16 protein-coding genes are annotated in these 19,219 nt (G+C 54.0%); 7 read left to right on the top strand and 9 right to left on the bottom strand.

The window, feature by feature from the left end:
• Positions 1-24: 24 nt before the first annotated feature.
• From JAO79_RS15740 to JAO79_RS15725, 4 genes are all read left to right on the top strand, one after another.
• Positions 25-1,380 carry a DUF1329 domain-containing protein gene (locus JAO79_RS15740; RefSeq protein WP_413785065.1) on the top strand — a complete coding sequence of 452 codons (1,356 nt, stop codon included), beginning with the start codon at positions 25-27 and terminating at the stop codon, positions 1,378-1,380.
• Between the two features lie 758 nt (positions 1,381-2,138).
• Entirely contained in the window at positions 2,139-3,695 is a 1,557-nt protein-coding gene (locus JAO79_RS15735) for a DUF4139 domain-containing protein (RefSeq protein ID WP_199008180.1), read from the top strand.
• A 130-nt stretch (positions 3,696-3,825) separates the two neighbouring features.
• Positions 3,826-5,799: a diguanylate cyclase gene (locus tag JAO79_RS15730; RefSeq protein WP_199008179.1), complete on the top strand. Its 1,974-nt coding sequence runs from the start codon at positions 3,826-3,828 to the stop codon at positions 5,797-5,799.
• A gap of 27 nt (positions 5,800-5,826) precedes the next feature.
• Positions 5,827-6,669: a putative RNA methyltransferase gene (locus JAO79_RS15725; RefSeq protein WP_199008178.1), complete on the top strand. Its 843-nt coding sequence runs from the start codon at positions 5,827-5,829 to the stop codon at positions 6,667-6,669.
• 12 nt (positions 6,670-6,681) lie between these two features.
• Here JAO79_RS15725 and JAO79_RS15720 read toward each other — a convergent pair whose 3' ends face one another.
• The 9 genes from JAO79_RS15720 to JAO79_RS15680 all read right to left on the bottom strand — a co-directional run bounded on the left by JAO79_RS15720 (position 6,682) and on the right by JAO79_RS15680 (position 15,730).
• Positions 6,682-7,374, bottom strand: coding sequence for a pseudouridine synthase (locus JAO79_RS15720; protein WP_199008177.1), 693 nt, complete (start codon positions 7,372-7,374; stop codon positions 6,682-6,684).
• A 13-nt stretch (positions 7,375-7,387) separates the two neighbouring features.
• Positions 7,388-8,098 (bottom strand): DUF3581 family protein, encoded by a 711-nt coding sequence (locus JAO79_RS15715; protein ID WP_199008176.1) that lies wholly within the window; start codon positions 8,096-8,098, stop codon positions 7,388-7,390.
• 9 nt (positions 8,099-8,107) lie between these two features.
• Entirely contained in the window at positions 8,108-8,968 is an 861-nt protein-coding gene (locus tag JAO79_RS15710) for a PA4780 family RIO1-like protein kinase (protein ID WP_199008175.1), read from the bottom strand.
• Between the two features lie 132 nt (positions 8,969-9,100).
• On the bottom strand, positions 9,101-9,307 hold the full coding sequence (locus JAO79_RS15705; RefSeq protein WP_011784828.1) for a cold-shock protein: 207 nt from the start codon (positions 9,305-9,307) through the stop codon (positions 9,101-9,103).
• A 257-nt stretch (positions 9,308-9,564) separates the two neighbouring features.
• Positions 9,565-11,124, bottom strand: coding sequence for an FGGY-family carbohydrate kinase (locus tag JAO79_RS15700; RefSeq protein ID WP_199008174.1), 1,560 nt, complete (start codon positions 11,122-11,124; stop codon positions 9,565-9,567).
• Position 11,125: 1 nt separating this feature from the next.
• Positions 11,126-12,706: a glycerol-3-phosphate dehydrogenase/oxidase gene (locus JAO79_RS15695; RefSeq protein WP_199008173.1), complete on the bottom strand. Its 1,581-nt coding sequence runs from the start codon at positions 12,704-12,706 to the stop codon at positions 11,126-11,128.
• 7 nt (positions 12,707-12,713) lie between these two features.
• Positions 12,714-14,318, bottom strand: coding sequence for an FAD-binding oxidoreductase (locus JAO79_RS15690; RefSeq protein ID WP_199008172.1), 1,605 nt, complete (start codon positions 14,316-14,318; stop codon positions 12,714-12,716).
• 117 nt (positions 14,319-14,435) lie between these two features.
• On the bottom strand, positions 14,436-15,095 hold the full coding sequence (locus JAO79_RS15685) for a transglutaminase-like cysteine peptidase (RefSeq protein WP_199008200.1): 660 nt from the start codon (positions 15,093-15,095) through the stop codon (positions 14,436-14,438).
• An 8-nt stretch (positions 15,096-15,103) separates the two neighbouring features.
• The gene (locus tag JAO79_RS15680) at positions 15,104-15,730 is read right to left on the bottom strand and encodes a type II secretion system protein N (RefSeq protein ID WP_227664738.1); all 627 of its coding nucleotides are present in this window, start codon (positions 15,728-15,730) and stop codon (positions 15,104-15,106) included.
• A gap of 251 nt (positions 15,731-15,981) precedes the next feature.
• Between JAO79_RS15680 and gspE the strand changes: the two genes are divergently transcribed.
• The 3 genes from gspE (at position 15,982) to gspG (ending at position 19,213) form a co-directional block, all read left to right on the top strand.
• Complete coding sequence (gene gspE, locus JAO79_RS15675; protein ID WP_199008199.1) at positions 15,982-17,472, top strand: type II secretion system ATPase GspE; 1,491 nt, start codon at positions 15,982-15,984, stop codon at positions 17,470-17,472.
• Positions 17,473-17,475: 3 nt separating this feature from the next.
• Positions 17,476-18,687 (top strand): type II secretion system inner membrane protein GspF, encoded by a 1,212-nt coding sequence (gene gspF / locus JAO79_RS15670; protein ID WP_199008170.1) that lies wholly within the window; start codon positions 17,476-17,478, stop codon positions 18,685-18,687.
• Between the two features lie 73 nt (positions 18,688-18,760).
• Entirely contained in the window at positions 18,761-19,213 is a 453-nt protein-coding gene (gene gspG, locus JAO79_RS15665) for a type II secretion system major pseudopilin GspG (RefSeq protein ID WP_199008169.1), read from the top strand.
• Positions 19,214-19,219 lie beyond the last annotated feature (6 nt).

Below are 19,219 nucleotides of genomic sequence, written 5' to 3'. Positions count from 1 at the left end.
CTCAAGGAGACCTTACCCATGAAAATGATACGAACATTCTTATACAGTGCTGTAGCCAGCGCTATGTTGGCTGGAGGCTCGGCTTCTGCCGCCGTGTCTCAGGATGAAGCAGCCAAGCTGGGTGATACGTTGACCCCGATGGGCGCGATCAAAGCTGGCAATGGCGATGCCATCCCGGCTTGGGACGGTGGTTTGGTAACCCCGCCGGCAGCCTACAAAGACGATGGCCGTTACGTTGACCCGTTCCCGAACGACAAAGAGTTGTTCCGTATTGATCAATCCAATGTCGATCAATATGCCGACAAACTGACGCCTGGTCAGGTCGCGATGATCAAAACGTACGACAGCTATTTCATTCCGGTATACGAAACCCGTCGAACGGGTGCCTATCCGGAAGTCGTTCAGGCTAAAACGAAAGAAAATGCCACCAACGTCTCGCTCATCGAGAGTGGCAACGGCCTCAGTAATTATCAGACGGCCATTCCTTTCCCGATTCCCAAGAACGGTCTTGAGGCAATCTTCAACCACATCACTCGCTATCGCGGCGGCTCAGTGACCCGTAACGTTGCGCAGGTCACTCCGCAGCCCAACGGTGATTTCAGTGCGGTCAAGTTCACAGAATCGTTCACCGAGCGAGTTCAGTTGAAGGACTACGATCCGTCGGAAGACGCTAACGTGATGTTCTACTTCAAGCAGACCATCACAGCTCCATCTCGCTTGGCGGGTAACGTGTTGCTGGTTCATGAAACGATCAACCAGGTTAAAGAACCTCGTCGTGCATGGTTGTACAACTCAGGCCAGCGTCGTGTTCGTCGTGCTCCGAGTGTCGCCTACGACGGTCCGGGTACAGCGGCTGATGGTCAGCGTACGTCCGATAACCTCGACCTGTATAACGGTGCGCCGGATAAGTACAACTGGGAGCTTAAGGGCCGCAAAGAGCTTTACATCCCTTACAACTCCTACCGTATGGCGAGTGAAGATCTGAGCTACAAAGACATCATCAAGCCAGGCCATGTCAATCAAGAGCTGGCTCGCTACGAGCTGCACCGTGTATGGCATGTGACCGCCACTTTGAAAGACGGTGAGCGTCATGTGTACAAGAAGCGTGACTTCTACATTGACGAAGATACCTGGCAGATCGCCGTGGTTGACCACTATGACGGCCGCGACAATCTGTGGCGCGTAGCGGAAGCTCATGCCATGCAGGTGTATGACGCCCGCATTCCGGCATACGCCTTTGAAACTCTGTATGACCTTCTGTCTGGTCGCTACCTGGTAATGGGTATGACCAACGAAGAGAGCGACCCGTACGCCTACGGTGTTGAGCGTAGCTCACGTGAATACACCCCGGCAGCGTTGCGTCGCGCAGGCGTTCGCTAATAGCGTGACAGGGTGAAATGGGCCCCGGTTGACTCAAGTATGGCCGGGGCCTTTTTTTCAGGGTAGGGATGCAACAATGTACATACTCGATATAGAAGCAAGTGGTATCGGTGATGACAGTTACCCGGTTGAGATAGCCTGGTGTCATGTGGACGGATCTCAGTCCTTTTCGACACTCATTAATCCTGACAGCGTAGAGAGCTGGGTAGGGTGGAGTGATGAAGCAACACGTCGCGGGTTAGCCCGGCAAGAGTGTTGTGAGCGAGGAGAGCCAGCGGCCTATGTTGCCCAGAGAGTATCCCGCCTGTTAACCGGCTATCCGGTATTTTCGGAGTCCCCGGCTCAGGATCAAAAGTGGTTGGATGCACTGTTTTCTGCGACAGGAAAACCCAAGCCCGTACAGTTGATGCCGTTAGCTCGCGCTGTACCGGCGTCGAAAAGATGTGCGTTGAACGCCCGTCTGACATCCCGTAGAGACGCTCTTAATGCCGCGGCCAACTGCCTTCTTCTATGCCGCGAGATCAGGCAGGTTAACACCTCAACCAAACCAGAAAAGCACCACCAAAGCGTTTTAGGTTCGTCCCTTAAGTGGTTGAAAGATTTCTCATTCGCAACCTGAAATCCGCTTTTTTAACCTCATCATAAAGCCCGTTCTGCTATTCTTCCTTGCATCGCAAATACTTCCTGGCCGGAGCGCACACTTCGTTGTACTGAAGGTTGCCTCTGTTTCAACTGGCTGCGAATACAAGGACTTTCCTATGAACAAGCCTGGCTTGCTGGCATTAGCAATGTCGATTTCCACCTTGCCGATGACCGCGTTGGCGAGCATTACGGCGGCAACGCTGTATCCTTCTCATGCCGAACTCACGTGGAACGAGACCGAGCAAATTCGTGCAGGAACCGGCACGATCGAAATCAAAGGCCTTCCGTTAAGTCTGCAGGACCAATCATTGCAGGTGATGCTCGACGGTATGCCGGATGCAACGCTGCAGCAAGTTCAGATAACCCGAGCAGAGCGCGAGGAATTCGTTGCCGAGGAAACCCGCCGAATCCGGAAAGAATTATCGGAAGTGACCCTGCGCATTCAGGAGCAAAAGGACCTCATCAGCGCCTGGGAACAGCAAGTCAAGCTGATGGATCATGCTGCTCAATCGCCGCACGAATTGACCGCATCAGAACTAAGCGATCTGGCGATAGCTTTGAAAGACACAACTCTGGCCGCTCTTAAGGAAATCCGCCAAACGCGCGTCAGCATGCAGGACGATATTGCGTTGAAAGACCGCCTTACACGGGAGCTCGCCCAGACCACACAAAGAGCCAAAGCCACCAAAAACGTAACGATTCACTATCAGGCACCCGAAAGCGGCGCCGTGCAAGTCGAACTCCGGTTTCAGACCTCGGAGGCCAGCTGGCGGAGCGAATACAATGCGCGCCTGAACACCGAGGCGGATTCTGGTGGGGCGCTTACATTAGAGCACATGGCCGTTGTCCACCAGACAACGGGATCAGACTGGAACGATGTACAACTCCAGCTTGCCACGGCAAACGCTCGCAGGGGCACGTCGATGCCAAACGTGTATCCCTGGATTGTAAGCCCCGGCAAAGAGCGTTACCAAGCCAAGATGCGCGCCCCGGTGGCGGAGATGCAGGCTGGGTCGGCAATGGCTGATTCCGTAACAGTCGAGCGAGCCAGCACGTTTACGCAAAGTTATCGATTGGCCGGGAAGGTTCAGGTACCAAGTGGTGCATCAGGGCATCGTTTTAAGGTGGCTGACCACGTATTGCCGGTTGAGGTAGCGGTATGGGCGGCACCTGTGCTTGACCAGACCGGCTATATTCACGCAAAAGGAGAGTTCAACGGGAATGTTCCCATACCGGCCGGGCTTGCCACGCTATACCGGGATGGGCAAAGTGTCGGCCAAACCCACATCGGTGAGCTCGCCGATGGTGAAACGGTTGATCTGGGGTTTGGTGTTGATCAAGCGGTTCGAATCAAAGTGGTTAACGAGCTGGAACGAACCGGTGAGGAAGGTATTTGGAAAAGCGAGAACGTGCAGCGCCGCCAAAATCGATTTGACATCACAAATCATCATGACAAACCGGTTCAGGTTCGGATCTTTGACCGACTGCCTGTTTCCGAGCAGGATGTGTTGACGGTCAAGCCGCTGGAAATCAGCGAACCGGTACAACGTGACTATGACGACAAGAAGGGCGTTTTGGTTTGGGATCGTGAAATCGCGGCAGGCGAGACCAAAAGCGTGAAATCAGGCTTCGAGGTGAGGGTGCCCGAAGGGACCTCTCTGCCGCCCTTGTAGCCCAGTACATCATTCGCGGTTATCGATAACGCCGGTCGATCCGGCGTTTTTATCGTTAAATCAGGTACATTCAGGCATTATGCCCCATAATTACGTTATTGCTCCCCTCGCTTAGGTTGTATGAATACGCATGACAGTCATCTCTTGGAACGAAAAAGGATTTGTGAAGTCAGCCCTCATTACTGGGTTGGTTTGCGTATTGGTATTCACTCTGGCTGTGTACGGTGCATTGCGGTATCAAGCGGCTCTGCAAACCGACGACTTGAAGGTTGCAGAGCAGGCAAAAGCCAGGATGACCGCCGGGTTACTGGAGCAAGTATTTGAATACACTGCCAGCGACTTGTTGGCGATTGCGAACTTACCTGCAACCGTTCGCTTTAACCGATTCAGGAATGCCGAGTGGGAAGAGGCGCTCCAGCTGGTGTTCAAGGCCCAGTTGGGGCAAAAGCCCACCTACAGCCAGCTTCGCTTTCTGGATGACGACGGTTTGGAATTGGTGCGGTTAGACAAAAGTGGTCGGCGGGTTCTCAAAAAGTATGACGATACGTTGCAGCACAAAGGTGGGCGCTACTACGTCATCGAAACAGCGGCTCTTGCCGAGGGCGACGTCTATGTGTCGCCGCTGGATCTGAATGTTGAAGAGGGCCAGGTTGAAGTTCCTTACACGCCGATGATCCGTTTCGGTACCCGGATTGTGGATGGAGCAACCGGCAATCAGGGTTTGGTCATTCTGAACATGAAAGGTCAAACGCTTCTGGACACCTTTGATACCGGTATGGCCGGCTCCTATCCCGCTTATCTTCTGGACGCTGAAGGGCACATTCTTGCAGGGCCCGACCAAAATGACGAGTGGGCCTTTATGTTCGGTTTGCCCTCGTCTTTTGCCCGGGAGTACCCCGAAGCTCTTTCGGACATCATGGAGGGTGATCATGGCTGGATAGAAACAAACAATGGGCTTTTTGTGTACGAAACCGTCCATCCGCTCAAGTCGTCCAGCGGCGGTGCCGAAGCAGAACAGTACACCTGGAAAACGGTTTCATTCATTCCAAGCGCCGCGCTGCCATCTTCGGCATTGATGAGCCACTCCTGGGTTATAGGCTTCTACATCATTGGCGTGTTCCTGACGCTTGTCATTTCTTTCTATACCCACTTTCTGATTCACAAAAGGCGTGAGCTTCGCCGAGAAAATGAGCGACAATCCAAGCGTTTCTGGAAAATCTCCAGCGTCTTGGGTGATGGCTTGATTGTCATGGATAAACACGGTGTGCTGACGTACATGAATCCAGAGGCGGAGCGCATATTGGGGTGGGACGCCCGCGACCTGGTTCATAAACAAGGGCACGAGGTATTCCACGTTCATGAACAAGGCGACCCCAATTGTTCCGTCATGGACGTCATGAAAACCCGCCAGCTTTATCGAAGCAAAGACGAGGAGTTTCGGCGCAAAGACGATTCGACCATACCGGTCATCCTCAATGCAGCGCCGCTTACCAGCGACACCGGTGAGGAGGGTGTGGTTATCTCCTTTCAGGATTTTTCGGAGATCAAGGAATACCAGGAAACCATTCATAGCCTGGCCTTCCAGGATAGCTTAACAGGCCTTCCAAACCGTCGCGTTCTTGAAGATCGCATGCAGTTGGCCATCGCGCTGTCAGGCCGGCACTCACGCCACTTCGGACTGATGTTCCTTGATCTCGATCACTTCAAAGAGGTCAATGACACCTACGGTCATGATGCCGGAGACATCTTGCTGAGAGAAATTGCAGAACGTCTTGAGCGGAATGTACGTGAGACGGATACCGTAGTGCGGATGGGTGGCGATGAATTCATTGTACTGCTACCCGAAGTATCGTCTACCCAAAACGCAATCGTGGTTGCTGAAAAGGTTCTTCATGCCGTATCGCAGCCAGTAGTGCTGCCTCTAGGTGTCGCCCGTGTGGGCGTAAGTATCGGAATTGCAATCGCAAGAGGCGCAGGCTTAACCGTAGAGGGTGTCATGCAAACAGCGGATAAGGCCATGTACGAAGCCAAGCGCAGGGGCAAGAATCAAATCTTCGTCAATGAACAGCTAATGGCCGACGATGACCGTGACGGCCAACGTTAATTTCTTTGTTAGATTCAGGAATCCTTCATGAGTGTTCTACCGTTCGAAAGCCTTGCGTGCCCGCTGGATGGCATGTCTCTTTGCCGCGAAGGGAAGAGCTGGCGGTGTGAGAACGGCCACAGCTTCGATATTGCAAGGCAAGGGTACGTGCATTTGCTGCCCGTGCAGAAAAAACGCTCCAAGGATCCTGGAGACAGCAAGGCAATGGTTGCTGCCCGTCAACGATTCCTTGAAACCGGCCTGTATCAGCCGATTGCGGATGCGGTAGCGAACGCAACCTTAAAAGATGTGCCCGCTGAATCTACCTTACGCTGTCTCGATGCGGGGTGTGGCGAGGGATATTATCTCAGGCAGCTTGGGTTGGCGGCCGACGGTGTTGATTTGTCTTTGCTGGGGCTCGATATCTCCAAATGGGCGGTTTTGTCGGGCGCCCGGCAAGATCGGCGAGCTAGCTGGGTCGTGGGCAGCAACGCCAACCTTCCGGTTCTTCCCGGCTCTCTGGATCGGGTGCTTTGCCTCTTCGGTTTTCCGGTGTATGCGGAATTTGCCCGGGTACTTCGGCCGGGTGGCCGATTGATCCAGGTGGACAGCGGGCAGGATCATTTACGGGAATTAAGGGAAATTATTTATCCAGAGGTTCGTGCGGAATCAAAGAAGATTGCCGAAGCCCCTGAAGGTTTCCAGCGGATAGCGAGCGAAGACATACGGTTTCCCATGCACCTTGCCGGCGCGGAGCCCATTGCGGACTTGCTTGCGATGACCCCTCATTTATACAGAGCCAGTCAGGAGGGCAGGGAAAGGGCGGCCGCCCTCGATTCATTGTCCCTCACGGTTGATGTTTGTCTTCATACCTTTGAGCGCGAACCGTGAGTTCGGCGGATTTCAAACCGATGCAATTTCTTCGGCCGTGAGAGGGCGGTACTGGCCGGGAGGTAGCGTGTCGCAGAGTTGAATCTTGCCCATTTGCTCTCGATGCAGCGAGGTGACTCTGTTGCCAACGGCATGAAACATGCGCTTCACCTGATGGTAGCGGCCTTCGTAAATGGTTACCCGGGCTTCCCGCTCGTGAATGTTTTCGATCTGCGCGGGCGTTGTAGTGAGTTGCTCGTATTCAAACCAGATACCTTCTGCAAAGCGCCGGTGTGCCTCTTCCGTGATCGGGTGTTCAGTGGTTACGCGATACACTTTTGGAATTTTGACGACCGGTTCCGTTAGCCGGCGAGACCAGTTGCCATCGTTCGTCAGAATCAGTAGGCCAGTGCTGGCCCGGTCCAGGCGACCCCCTATATGCAGATCGTCATGAAGATTGGGGGCAATCAGCTCAAGTACGGTTGGATGGGTATCGTCGATGGTTGCGCTCAAATAGCCCGCAGGTTTATTGAGCATGAGGTAGCGAGAAGGCCGGGCTTGCTGAATGGTTTTTCCATCGACGGTGACCGCGCAAAACTCGCTGACGTCTTGCTGGGCATCCCGGCATAGATGACCGTTTATAGCCACGCGCCCGGTGGCAATCAAGGCGTTAGCGCGTTTTCGACTCACGCCGTTTTGATTGCTGACAATACGGGATAACTTCATGTGGAAAGGCTGTTTAAGCGCCCGTACCCTTCGCTTTCAGGCGATAAAACTCTTCAATAACCTGCTCCATAGCCTGCGGGCAATATTCCCGAAGGCCGCCAAGCATGATGTGTTTGGAAACTTCACCCACAGGTTGACCGTGCGACAGCAGATCGTAATCCAGCGTCACGTTACCGCGTTTGCCAGCCGCTTCCAGTTTGGTGTTGCTCAACTGCAAGTCCGGATTAGAGGTGTCCAGCTGCTTGAGCGTAAGGCTCATGCTTTGGTACATCACCATCGGGCGATCCGGATTGAACATCACACCGTGAGACTCCATCAGAGGTTTCAGTGTGTGAGGAAAGTTTTTGCCGGATGTTGAAACGTAGCAGCGGATAAATTCTTCGATGGCGTTTTCATCGTGGGTTTGCTCGCCGCTGCGGCTCACTTCAATGTAGACTTTTCCCGCCTCATCGCATGCTTCTATCGTACCATCTGCGCTTTCACGAAATTCCAGTGGCACCTCAGCGCCCAGCAGGTTCTGAAATTTGAAGGTCATAGAGCTGGACAGGCCAAACCGTGACAACACGATGGCAAACAGAAGATCGCCCGGCACGCAGAAGCGGCGTGCATCCACATCGTGGATTGGATTGAAGTCTTCGGCTACTTCCTTGGCAAAGAGGCTCGCCTGACGCGCTGTGATGATAATGCGTTCATTCTCGATAGAGTAAAAGCGGTCTAAAAACATAGTGTTCCTTTAATCAGTACCGGCTTCCGCCGCTTGCAGACGTTCCTGGCGATCTCGTTCTTCTTCCTTCGCGGATTCGATGATCTCGATGAGTTCATTTACATCCGCTGCTTGGGTATTGTGTTCAAAACAACCGGTAAGTTCGGTGTGCGGGTGAAGGTCTCCCGCCTCATAAAGCGCCCAGATTTCTTTACCATAGTCGGTATTTAACAGTTCGGGAGCAAAGCGCCCGAAATAGCGGCGCATGTTGTCGATATCGCGCTCTAGCATTCGCTCGGCGTTATTGTTTCCCGAGGCATTAACCGCTTGGGGTAAGTCGATGATGACCGGGCCTTCCGGATCGACAAGAACGTTAAATTCGGACAAGTCGCCATGGATCAATCCTGCGCACAACATACGAACCACATCGGATATAACCTGGCTATGGTAAACCTTAGCTTGCTCCGGTGTTAGTACCACATTGTCTAATCGCGGAGCCGCTTTTCCGTCTTCATCGGCGATCATTTCCATCAGAAGTACACCGTCAACGAAGCCGAAAGGCTCCGGCACTCGTACCCCGGCTTGCGCAAGACGGTAGAGGGCATCAACTTCCGCGTTGAGCCACGCATCTTCCTGCTCTCTCTGGCCGTAACGGGTCTTCTTGCTCATCGCCCGAGCCCGGCGGCTGTTTCGTACTTTTCGGCCTTCCTGATATTGAACCGCTTGTTTGAAGCTACGCTTCTTCGCCTCTTTGTAAACTTTTGCGCAGCGCACGCTATCACCGCAACGCACCACGAAAACTTGAGCCTCTTTCCCGCTCATTAACTGATACAGCACTTCGTCTACCATACCGTCATCGACAAGGGGCTGTAATCGCTTAGGTATCTTCATGGGGTTATGTTATCCGATAGTTTCTGCTGTGGTTGCGCTGGTCGGAGTATGTCGAGAGGGAAGGGGGATTATAAGCCATATACGCAAAAAGGCAGCCGAAGCTGCCTTTTTAAAACGCTAGAGGGCTGTAAATTACAGACCTACTACGTTTTCCGCCTGAGGACCTTTCTGGCCCTGAGTTACGGTGAACTCAACCTGCTGGCCTTCTGCCAGAGTCTTGAATCCGCCGCCTTGGATGGCGCTGTAGTGAACGAAAACGTCAGGGCCGCCTTCGCGAGTAATAAAACCAAAACCTTTGGATTCGTTGAAAAACTTAACAGTACCGGTAACAGTAGACATATCTTTAATCCTGAACTCAATCATTTTAATGGCTGTCTAATCGACTTTGTAGTGTTAGATCAGCGGGTTGTGCGGAAACAAAAAACTTGCGTGATCAAAAACAGGACGATGCACTACTGATGACAACAGGATACGTCTTATTGATGAATGCTTTGCTAAATCTTTCCAACGATCAGCACTGTACCCGTACTGGATGAGTTTGCAAAGTTTTTTTTGATAGGCAATAACCCATAGCGCCACAGCGGTCGCCACGCCGTTTATTTGGGGTATCCGGTGATTTTGCGAATCTTCCGGTACAGGGGTTGTAAACGGTCATACATTTCCAGATACACATCCGAATACAGTTGCTCATATAGGGCGGAGGCTTCGTTCGATGGTTCAAAAACGTCGCCCACTCGTGTCATCGCACGCACCGCCGTTTTGAAATCAGGGTGTAAGCCCAAGCCTACCGAGGCATCGATCGCAGCGCCCAGGCCTGATGTTTCGTAGGTGTGTGGTCGCTCTGCGGGAAGCCCGAAGATATCTGCGGTTAGCTGCATGGCAGCGTCACTTTGAGAGCCGCCGCCAGCCACCCGCAAGCGCTTGATGGCTTTCCCATTCCGTTTTGCGAGCCTTTCTTTTCCTTCTCGCAAGGCATAAGCCAAGCCTTCCAGAATTGCTCGATAGATGTGGGCGCGTGTATGCACATCACCAAAGCCGATAATGGAACCTTTGGCTTCGGGCCCCGGCTGGCGCACACCAGGGCTCCAGTAGGGTTGCAGCATCAGCCCCATAGAACCCGGGGGCACGGAATTGACCAGCTCGTCGAACAGCGCTTCGGCTTCGATGCCCTTTTTCTCGGCGATGCGCTGCTCGCGCAAACCGAATTCCTGTTTGAACCAACTCACCATCCAAAAGCCCCGATAGATCATCACTTCTGACGAGTAATGGCCCGGTAGTGCAGAGGGGTAGGGCGGCATCAGGCGGGTTGGCTCGACGTATTTACGGTTAGTGGTATTGATCGTGGCGGTTGTGCCGTAACTCATGCACGCGGTGTCGGGCGACAGGCCGCCGGAACCGAGGATCTCGCATGCCTTGTCTGACGCAGCCGCGATAACGGGCAAGCCTGCTGGCAGCCCCATATGTTCGGCGGCTTCCGGAAGTAGCTCACCAAGCTTTTCTCCGGGCTTGACCAGCTCCGGTAACATGCCGCGGGTAATCGGGGTGATCTGCCACTTAAAATCATGTTTGCCCGCCCAGCGATGTTTCTTGTAATCAAACGGCAGGTAGCCCACCTGGCTACCGGTAGAATCCCGGTATTCACCGGTTAGGCGGTAGTTCAGATAGCCTGAAAGCAATAAGTATTTGTAGGTTTTCGCCCAGATGTCGGGTTGGTTTTGTATGATCCAGTTGGCTTGTGTTTTTTCCCGAAAGCGTTTGATTGGCTCTTCGGCGCCGATCAGTTTGAACAGGGCACCCCAAACACCCTTTACTGGACCGTCTACTTTTGCGTGTCGTTGGTCCAGCCAGATGATGGCGGGGCGGAGAGGCTTTCCGTTTTTGTCGAGATTAATCACCGTACCACGCTGAGTCGTTACGGTTACGCCCAGAACCTGCTTTGGCTTGGCGGTGGTGCTCTGCCACAGAGCCTGACAAGCCAACCCCATATTGTGCCAAAAATACTCCGGGTGCTGTTCGGCCCAGCCCGGCTGTTCGGAGAAGTAGGGTTCAATCTCCTGTTTGCCTTTGCCGACCAGATTTCCTTGTTTGTCGAACAACAGTGCACGAACACTTTGGGTGCCATTATCGATGGCTAAAATAAGAGCGTCATCTGCCATCTCATGCGCCTCCGGTTGTTGGCAAGCTGTAGGATTGGCGGTACAGCGTCAGGTAGCGGTCAACTTCCTGCTGCCACTGCGTATCACTCCAACCAAGCAACGGCTGGCAACGTTGCCGAAGTGCTGGAAGAAAAGCTTCAGCACCTTTCGGCAGCACCAGCCCAAGTCGCGTTCTGCGAAGCAACAAATCATCCAGATGAACAACCTGCTCACGGGTGCAGGCCCACTCCAGCTCTGCCCACAGCGTTCGGGTGCCATCCACATGTTCGCAGGTTTTTTCAGACAGCATCGACGCGAGATCTTGACCGTAAAAGCCTTTCAGTCGATTCCAGGTGAGTCTGCTTATATTCTCGTGCCTGTCGATCCCGGAAGGCGCCGTGAAAACACGAGCCTGGGTGTCTCTTAAAACTGTTTCATTGCCATCGAAGGCGGCGATTAACGATTCCCGGGCAATTTGCCGGAAGGTTGTGAGTTTGCCGCCGGCCACACTGACCAAGCCGTTGTCGCTCCGCAGCGCATGTTCGCGGTTTTCTTTGGAAGGTGATTTGCCTTCGCCGCTGGTCACAACGGGGCGCACACCTGCCCAGCTCGACAGTACATCCTGTTTTTGGATGGACGATCCGGGGAAAAGCTTCGATGAGACCTCCAGCAAATAGGCGACCTCTGTTTCCGTGATGCTGGGCTCAACATTCAAACCGGGGCTGTGATCGAGATCGGTGGTGCCAAGCACGGTTGTGCCACGCCAGGGAAAGGCAAATACCGGGCGGCCATCCTGCGGATGCAGCAGCGAAACCGCACAGGTAACCGGCAGCCGAGGCCACGGAAGCACCAGGTGGCTGCCGCGTAGCGGACGGATGTGCAGGGGCGTATCGTGAGGACCTTGCTTTTGCAATTGGTCTGCCCATGCTCCGGTGGCATTGATAACACGCTTGGTTTGAACGTGAATGCTGCGTTCGCCTTCGGGTGTTAGCTCGATACCGCTTACATGGCCATTCTGGTCTCGGGTAACCGCTGTAGCGGCTACGTAGTTCAGGCATGTAGCGCCTGCTGCCTGTGCTTCGGCGATTAAGCGTTGCACCAGGCGGGCATCATCGGTGAGTGCATCGGTGAACCGACTGGTGGCAATCAGATTCTCGTTTACAAGCCCGGGCACCCACTGCAGAGTTTCTCCCGGGGTGAGCCTTTCGCGTGTCCGGACACCCGCGAGCTTGTCATACACGGCCAGCAGAATCTGGAAAATACGCGGTCCCGGGAACTTGCCTTTAAAGTGAGGCATCAGAAACGGTAACGGTTCAACCAACCCGGGTGCTTCTTCCATCAGGCGTTGGCGTTCCCGCACGGCTTGGCGAGTCAGGCCAATGTGTCCACTACCCAGATAGCGAAGGCCGCCGTGCACCATTTTTGATGAACGGCTTGATGTTCCCCAGGCGAAATCCTTCTGTTCGACCAAAAGCGTGCGCAAACCGCTGCCGGCGGCCTCTCTGGCCGCGCCCGCCCCGGTAATGCCGCCACCAACAATGACCACATCGAATTGTGCGTTTTCACCCAGCTCTGCCAGGATTTGCTGCCGCGTCTTAGCCATTTTCCTGTCAATCCACTAGCGTTGTTGGATTCAGGCGTTTTTCCGGGTCGAAGCTGGTGGTCAAGGCCCGAATGGCTTGCATGCCCAGCTCACCTTTTTCTACCGGCATAAAGGGCGCGTGGTCTTTGCCTACGCCATGCTGGTGGCTGATGGTGCCGCCGTTCCGGACGATGATTTCGGAAGTGGTGTTTTTCAGGTGCTTCCAACGCTCAAGCGTTTCCTGGTAAGTATCCGCAACGCGAAACACATAGGTGGTGTAGATCGAGCAACCCTGGCCATAAAAATGGGATAAGTGCGTGAAGACGTGAGATTTCTCCTGCTTATCTGCGAGCCCGGTGCGCAGGTTGGTTTCGATCTTTTCCAGCAGGCTGTCAACATTTTCCCAGTCGGTGGCTGTTTCAAGCGTATCTACGGCGTAGCCCATCTGCCAAAGTGCTTCTCGAAGGTAGGGCATTGTGAAGCGTTTTTCGGCCCACTTAGAGCCCAACTTTGTGCCGGTATACACGCCGCTGTAGTCCTTGCAGACTTTGCGAGCTTGCTTGAGGCTCGCCGACGCTTGCTCTTTCGAACCTGTCACGCCAAAGGTCATCATGCACTTACCATCGTCTGCACCGCGCAGCGACAAGAACTTTTCCAGAAGGCTGATCAGGCCCGGGTGACCGGCCAATGCCAGCTGGGTTTCCGTTTCAATCGCGTTACTAAGCCGTAGCATCGACAGCTGAATGCGGTTCTGAACCAGCATGCGGGCCGCTGTGCGTGCTTTTTCCCAATCCGGAAAAAACACAACATGGAAGCGTTCGTGTTCGGGCAGGCGGGTGATGCGCGCTTTGACTTCCGTAATCAGGCCAAGACGACCCTCTGAACCCAGGATCATTTCACGGATGTCGGGGCCGGCGCTTGAAGCTGGTATAGTTGGGATATCAAGGGTGCCCTGAAGCGTTTCGATGCGGCCCCCTGCAAAAAGCTGTTCGATGCGGCCGTATCGCAACGATTGTTGGCCGCTGGAGCGGGAGGCCACCCAGCCGCCAATCGTGGACAACTCGAATGATTGCGGGAAGTGCCCCAGCGTATATCCATGAGCGCGCAACTGAGATTCCACAAGAGGGCCAGGGGTGCCCGCACCGAATGTAGCCAGCTGGCTTTCACGATCAAGATCGATCAGTCGATTCATATTGGCCAGGCTGACCGTAAGTACAGGTTTACCCTGATCAACAGGGTTGATATGCCCGGCAACGCTGGTGCCGCCGCCGTAGGGGATGAGGTGGACGTCGTTATCCTGGGCGTACTTCAGGAGTTGTTGAACGTCAGAATTGGTGTTGGGCAGAGCAACGCCGTCGGGAAAGGTTCCAATCTCGCCGCTGCGCATGGCCAGCCAGTCTGGAAGGCTCTGACCACGGGCATGGCGAACCCGGGTTTCGGCGCTGGTGTCGATCAGCTGTTCCAAACCGTCGAGGCCCGGTAAGCGGGATTCGGGCACCTTGGCACAAACCTGCTCCAACGTGCAGTCGTTCAGCGCGCTGGCTTGCCCGATACGTTCCGCCAGAAAGTCCTGGCCGCCCTCCGGGATATCCAAGTTGAATTTGTCATCGCCCCAACCATTCCAGCGTCGCATGTATGCCTACTCCATGAATTATAAGTTAGCGGCATTCTATAGAGTGGTGGGCAAAGGTGTGTGTCGGTGTGCGACAAGTTGACTGTCATTTTGCGACAGCTGTCGTAAAAAGACGGTTCAGGGAGTTAGGTCGCGGCTTAACCGGTCATTGAGATCCTGCCAGCGCTCGAGCTTTTTGGCGTCGCCAATTCGTGAACGTCCACCGGATTCTTGATTCAGCCAAAGGCCGTCGCCGTTAAAGCTATATACAGGTTCTAAATCAGTACGTTGGTCAGCAGGCTTAATCTCGTTTATCAGGTTGTCGAGCACCAGAGGAACTGCACCCGGGGTTTCATACCAGGCCAACACCATGTGGGCCTGGTTCAACTCAAGGGCTTTAACGTACACGATCCGTAATTGCTCGTCGGGAACGCCCATAGCACGCAAGGTCAGATACTTTGCAATCGAAAAGTCTTCGCAATCTCCGCCGTTTGTGGTCAGTAATTCAATAGGGGTTGCCCAATAATCCTCCTCACCCCAATGCCGGATGTCACTGACGAAGCGAACACGATTAAAAAATGAATTGACCAGTTTAAGTTGCCGGTCGATCGGGGCATTAGCGGCAAGCGCGTGCAGCCGCTGCCAGTTCTCAAGGCGCTCATGGGCCTCCTGGCCAAAATCCCTGAGGACATAACTCATCAGTTGATCGCTGAGTTCCAGGGCGCTGGCAAAGGTTACTGCTAATAGTAAAGGCAAGATAAAGGAACGGCGGGGGCGGAGTGTGGCAGCCGTATCCATCATGGGCCTCAGTTATTGTTCCGTAGCCGCTGGCGCAATTGTTCAAGGCGCTTCCGGATGTCTTCTCGTCTTTGTTGCTGGCTGGTGGATTGCGGGTCAGGCGCTTGCCGTTGTGATTGCACTTGTCTTTGTGGGGTGGGTGCTGCGGAGGACTGGGCTGTATCCTCTCCGGCCATGAATACACCGGTACTTTTTTCTGCTTCAGGGAAGTACAGGTTCTCCAGTTTTCCCTGCCGCTCAATAATCACTCGATTCGGGAATACGGTCCGCAAGGTCGCATTACCGGGCAATGGTTTGCCCACAAGGTATGCCTCTGTATTGCCCTTGTCGTCTTCGATCAAGGCGCTCCCCGGGAATTCGCCATCCGCCGCCAACACACCACGAAGGGAGAGCCGGAGATTGGTTTCAGGCAGGTTTTCAGTGTTTGCGCTGGGTGCTTCTGTGGTTGCAGAGGGGCTGCCAAACATGGATAGGCTGGCGAGTTTTACGTCCGGGATGTTGTCAGCAGGCTTTGTGGAAGACTCCATTGCCTGCCGGGCCACGGGTTTTGAGGCCTGTTGTTCGGACTGCCAGAACTCATAGCCCTGCCAGGCGGTAATGCCAATCATGCCCAGCGCAACTGCAATAGTAAGCATAAGTGATATCTGTTTCGGTGTGGCTAGCATCGGCAATCCTGAACACGAATGGTGCGAACTTAAAAAGCCCACAGGTTATCAGACTCAACGTAATTAGTGGCAGTATAGTGTACAGAGTTGTTTAGTGGTTCCCATTCCTGTGGTAGCCTTTTTGAATGCAACAGTATGGCAGGTTGGGATAACACTGGCCCTATAACAAAAACCAGTGAACAGACGGATTTAACGAGGGAAAGTTGATCACCGAAACCGAAATGCAGCCGCAAGATGCGCCGCTGGGCAGGCTCCCGTTCACATTTGCCAAGCGTAACGGCGTAATTCTTACCCGGAACGAACAAGGCGAACCGGTGATCCTTGTTCGCCCGGGCGCTTCTCACACTGCGCTTGCCGAAGCCAATCGGGTGAGTGGTGGTCGGGCCCGTTTTTCCACCATCGAGCCCAGCCAGTTCGATGAAGCACTGAATGCGGCGTATCAAAACGATTCCGCGGAAGCCATGCAGATGGTTGAAGGCATCGGCGACGATATGGATCTGGCGTCGCTGGCCGATTCGGTGCCCGAAACAGAAGATCTGCTCGAGCAAGAAGACGACGCTCCGATTATCCGGTTGATCAATGCGATCTTGACCGAAGCCGTTAAAACCAGCGCCTCAGACGTGCACATCGAAACCTATGAGAAACAGCTGGTCGTTCGTTTCCGCATTGATGGCGTGCTCCGTGAAGTCGTTCAGCCCAAGCGCGCGCTCGCGCCTCTGCTGGTTTCACGCATCAAGGTTATGGCTAAACTCGATATTGCCGAGAAACGAATTCCGCAAGACGGGCGAATTGCTCTGCGAGTTGCCGGCAGAGAGGTGGATATTCGAGTGTCTACCATGCCGTCTTCAAGCGGAGAGCGTGTTGTATTGCGATTGCTCGATAAACAAGCCGGGGCTATTCGCCTTGAATCGCTGGGGATGGGCGAAAACGATCTGAAAACATTGCGCAAATTGATTCACCGGCCCTACGGGATTTTGCTGGTCACCGGGCCCACCGGTTCCGGTAAGTCAACCTCGTTGTACGCCGGCCTGCAGGAAATCAACGACCGCAGCCGGAACATACTCACGGTTGAAGATCCCATCGAATACAACTTGCCGGGCATTGGCCAGACCCAGGTAAACCAGAAAGTTGATATGACCTTCGCACGAGGTTTGCGGGCCATTCTTCGCCAAGACCCTGATGTGGTTATGATTGGTGAAATTCGTGACCTTGAGACGGCAGAGATCGCGGTACAGGCGAGTTTGACCGGTCACTTGGTGCTGTCCACGTTGCACACCAATACCGCCGTGGGGGCGATTACCCGCTTGATGGACATGGGTATCGAGCCATTCCTCATATCGTCCAGTTTGGTGGGAATTGTCGCCCAGCGTTTGGTGCGGGTGTTGTGTGACCAATGCCGTGAACCTTACATTCCGACGGAAGAACACTGTGAATTCTTGCAGCAAGACCCCGCCAACCCACCTACTATTTTCCGGGCGAAAGGTTGCGAACACTGCAACCAGTTGGGCTATCGCGGCAGGGTAGGTATCTATGAGGTGGTGGAAGTTACCGAGGCATTAGGCGCGCAGATTCACAAGCGGGCAGGCGAGCTGGAGTTGGAACACGAAGCCCGCAAGCTCAGCCCCAGTATTCACGCGGACGGTGTGCAGAAAATTCTTGATGGCGTTACCACTGTAGAAGAAGTATTGCGCGTTACCCACCGGAGCAAATAACCCATGCCAGCATACGAGTACAAAGCGCTGGACCCGAGGGGTAAGCAAAAACAGGGCGTTGTAGAGGCAGACGCAGCAAGGGCGGTTCGCCAGCAATTGCGGGAAAAAGGGCTTACACCTTTGTCGGTGGAACCTGCGGTCGAGAAGCAAGCTCGAAGTAACCCGTTGAGTAGTCGCGGCTCCTTATCCGCCGCCGACCTGGCGTTGGTTACCCGCCAATTGGCGACGCTGATTCAGTCGGGCATTCCCATCGAACAAGCTTTGAGTGCGACCGCCCAGCAAACCGCTAAACCCCGAATCCGGGGCATGTTAATTGCCATTCGTGCAAAGGTGATGGAAGGTTACACGCTGGCAGACAGTTTTGGGGAGTTTCCCAAAGCATTTCCGCGGCTCTATCGTTCGACCGTTGCTGCGGGTGAGCATGCAGGGCACCTTGATCTTGTTCTGAACCGATTGGCGGATTACACAGAGAGCCGGCAGGAAGCCCGACAGAAAATCCAGCTTGCCGCGATTTATCCGATCATCCTCAGCGTCGTTGCCATCTCTATTGTTGTGTTCCTGTTGACCTACGTGGTACCGGACATCATCGAAGTCTTCCTCAAACAAGGGCAGGATTTGCCTGGACTGACCATGGCCATGTTGGCTGTGTCGGATTTTTTGGGTGATTTCGGTCTCTATCTTCTAATACTGTTGGTGCTGGGGATCATCGGTTTCCGGATCGCGCTAACCAAACCTGGATTTCGGTTGAAGTTTCATAAGCAACTGCTTCATTTGCCGTTGTTTTCAGGTATGGTTCGAGGAGTCAATACGGCCCGATACGCCAGCACCCTGAGCATTCTTACCACCAGTGGTGTGCCATTGGTGGAGGCCATGCGCATTGCCGGTGAAGTATTATCGAACGATTTTCTTCGGCAAGAACTACGTGAAGCAGCTCGAAAGGTGAGTGAGGGCGGTTCGCTCCACCGCGCTTTGGATCAAACCGGTTATTTCCCGCCGATGATGCTGCACATGATTGCCAGCGGCGAATCCAGCGGTGAACTGGATAGCATGCTGGAGCGCACGGCACGAATGCAGGAAAATACCTTGCAATCGAAGATCGCAGCCATCGTTGGCCTGTTCGAACCGATGATGCTGCTGATCATGGGCGTGGTTGTGCTGATCATCGTCCTGGCTATCATGCTGCCGATTCTGAACATGAGCAACCTGGTGGGTTAACGAGAACCCACAAGGCATCAGGCGTTCCGAACGTTTTAACACCAAGAACCAAGAGCAAATGACGAGTGACATTATGAGCAACAATCTGAACCGTAAATTCGCTGCTGCAAAGGGCTTCACCCTGATCGAGATCATGGTGGTGATGGTCATACTGGGCCTGCTGGTCGCCATCGTAGCGCCGAACATCATGGGCCGAAGCGATCAGGCGAAAGTAACCGTTGCCGAGACTCAGTTGAGCAACATCGCCAATGCGCTTGATCTGTACCGGCTGGACAACAGCCATTATCCATCCACCCAGCAAGGGCTGGAAGCGCTGGTGCGCAAACCCAGCGGTAGCCCGGAGCCTCGCAACTGGAACCCTGACGGTTACCTGAAGGCGGTACCGGAAGATCCTTGGAACAATGAATACCAGTACGTTAGCCCCGGCACGGAAGGCCCTTACGACCTGTATTCATTCGGATCTGACGGTCAGGAAGGCGGCGATGGCGATGCCGCCGACATCAGCGTTTGGAATACCGAGCAGTAATTGATT

It is taken from the genome of Marinobacter litoralis (assembly GCF_016427555.1).
Classification (GTDB): Bacteria; Pseudomonadota; Gammaproteobacteria; order Pseudomonadales; family Oleiphilaceae; genus Marinobacter; species Marinobacter litoralis_A.
The sequence above is the reverse complement of the archived record's forward strand: the minus strand, read 5'-3'. Positions and strand labels throughout refer to the sequence as shown.

Excerpts from the sequence above, each read along its gene's own strand:
- JAO79_RS15740 (WP_413785065.1), top strand. The coding sequence starts at position 25 with ATGATACGAACATTCTTATACAGTGCTGTAGCCAGCGCTATGTTGGCT.
- JAO79_RS15735 (WP_199008180.1), top strand. The coding sequence starts at position 2,139 with ATGAACAAGCCTGGCTTGCTGGCATTAGCAATGTCGATTTCCACCTTG.
- JAO79_RS15730 (WP_199008179.1), top strand. The coding sequence starts at position 3,826 with ATGACAGTCATCTCTTGGAACGAAAAAGGATTTGTGAAGTCAGCCCTC.
- JAO79_RS15725 (WP_199008178.1), top strand. The coding sequence starts at position 5,827 with ATGAGTGTTCTACCGTTCGAAAGCCTTGCGTGCCCGCTGGATGGCATG.
- JAO79_RS15720 (WP_199008177.1), bottom strand. The coding sequence starts at position 7,374 with ATGAAGTTATCCCGTATTGTCAGCAATCAAAACGGCGTGAGTCGAAAA.
- JAO79_RS15715 (WP_199008176.1), bottom strand. The coding sequence starts at position 8,098 with ATGTTTTTAGACCGCTTTTACTCTATCGAGAATGAACGCATTATCATC.
- JAO79_RS15710 (WP_199008175.1), bottom strand. The coding sequence starts at position 8,968 with ATGAAGATACCTAAGCGATTACAGCCCCTTGTCGATGACGGTATGGTA.
- JAO79_RS15705 (WP_011784828.1), bottom strand. The coding sequence starts at position 9,307 with ATGTCTACTGTTACCGGTACTGTTAAGTTTTTCAACGAATCCAAAGGT.
- JAO79_RS15700 (WP_199008174.1), bottom strand. The coding sequence starts at position 11,124 with ATGGCAGATGACGCTCTTATTTTAGCCATCGATAATGGCACCCAAAGT.
- JAO79_RS15695 (WP_199008173.1), bottom strand. The coding sequence starts at position 12,706 with ATGGCTAAGACGCGGCAGCAAATCCTGGCAGAGCTGGGTGAAAACGCA.
- JAO79_RS15690 (WP_199008172.1), bottom strand. The coding sequence starts at position 14,318 with ATGCGACGCTGGAATGGTTGGGGCGATGACAAATTCAACTTGGATATC.
- JAO79_RS15685 (WP_199008200.1), bottom strand. The coding sequence starts at position 15,095 with ATGGATACGGCTGCCACACTCCGCCCCCGCCGTTCCTTTATCTTGCCT.
- JAO79_RS15680 (WP_227664738.1), bottom strand. The coding sequence starts at position 15,730 with ATGCTTACTATTGCAGTTGCGCTGGGCATGATTGGCATTACCGCCTGG.
- gspE (WP_199008199.1), top strand. The coding sequence starts at position 15,982 with ATGCAGCCGCAAGATGCGCCGCTGGGCAGGCTCCCGTTCACATTTGCC.
- gspF (WP_199008170.1), top strand. The coding sequence starts at position 17,476 with ATGCCAGCATACGAGTACAAAGCGCTGGACCCGAGGGGTAAGCAAAAA.
- gspG (WP_199008169.1), top strand. The coding sequence starts at position 18,761 with ATGAGCAACAATCTGAACCGTAAATTCGCTGCTGCAAAGGGCTTCACC.